This is a genomic window from Methanoculleus sp., from assembly GCF_030019085.1.
In the GTDB taxonomy this organism is placed as follows: Archaea; Halobacteriota; Methanomicrobia; order Methanomicrobiales; family Methanoculleaceae; genus Methanoculleus.
Genome location: NZ_JASEFJ010000056.1, coordinates 1 through 664, shown reverse-complemented (window position 1 = coordinate 664; position 664 = coordinate 1). Strand labels below are relative to the sequence as shown.

At 62.2% G+C, this 664-nt stretch carries 3 protein-coding genes; 2 read left to right on the top strand and 1 reads right to left on the bottom strand.

Features of this window, described 5'->3' with window-relative positions; genetic code table 11:
- The coding region (locus QMC91_RS09930) for an HNH endonuclease signature motif containing protein (protein ID WP_300238081.1) at positions 1-205 on the top strand (205 nt) is incomplete at its 5' end.
- Positions 206-235: 30 nt separating this feature from the next.
- Positions 236-439, top strand: a complete 204-nt coding sequence (locus QMC91_RS09925; protein WP_300238080.1) for a hypothetical protein — start codon at positions 236-238, stop codon at positions 437-439.
- A 6-nt stretch (positions 440-445) separates the two neighbouring features.
- Here QMC91_RS09925 and QMC91_RS09920 read toward each other — a convergent pair.
- Positions 446-664 (bottom strand): DUF3362 domain-containing protein (locus QMC91_RS09920; protein WP_300238079.1); only part of this gene is annotated, 219 nt, incomplete at its 5' end.

The window sequence follows — 664 nt, the reverse complement described above, 5'->3', positions numbered from 1 at the left end:
GGTCAGGATCGTCCTCGAGAGACAGAGCCACCGTTGTGCCGGGTGCGGCGCCCCGCTCCGTCCCGGGTTGACATATTTTGACCTCCGGCGGCCGGTGATCTGCGGCGGGTCCCGGACGCCTGGGAACGTTGAGGTCCTCTGTCCATCCTGCCACCGGAGACATATGCGCCGGATCAGGGAACTGATGGCCGAACATAGGAGATAAATAATCTTTCTGCACATACCTGCCGTCTGTATGATGAGACTGGTCCCTGCTCTATTCCAGGTCTCGCCACCGCCGGGTGGGTGGCATTCCATGACGATGCGGCGACTCGATGCTGCCCTCACCCCGGGAACGCCGGAGAACCTGGTGGCCACGCTTGCCCTGACGGCCATACTCGTCCCATCGAGCCGGGCGGTTGCCGGGTTTGCCCTTGGCCTGATCCGGGGAAGGGGGTAACCTCTTCTACCTTCTCTTTGCCGGTATGAGACAGTTCCAGGCGTTCCCGATCAGGTCGCCCCTCCCGGCGGCGAGGAGCCCTTCCCGGACGAGGTTGTAGTTCTTCGGGTCGCGGTACTGGAGGAGAGCCCGCTGTATCTTCTTCTCCCGGCCTTTCGGGACGTAGACCTCTTCCATGGTGAAGGGGTTGAGCCCTGTGTGGTAGATGGTCGTCGAGATGCTCAT

What these genes read in the sequence shown, in the direction of transcription:
- QMC91_RS09925 (WP_300238080.1), top strand. Translation starts at nt 236, where the DNA reads ATGATGAGACTGGTCCCTGCTCTATTCCAGGTCTCGCCACCGCCGGGT.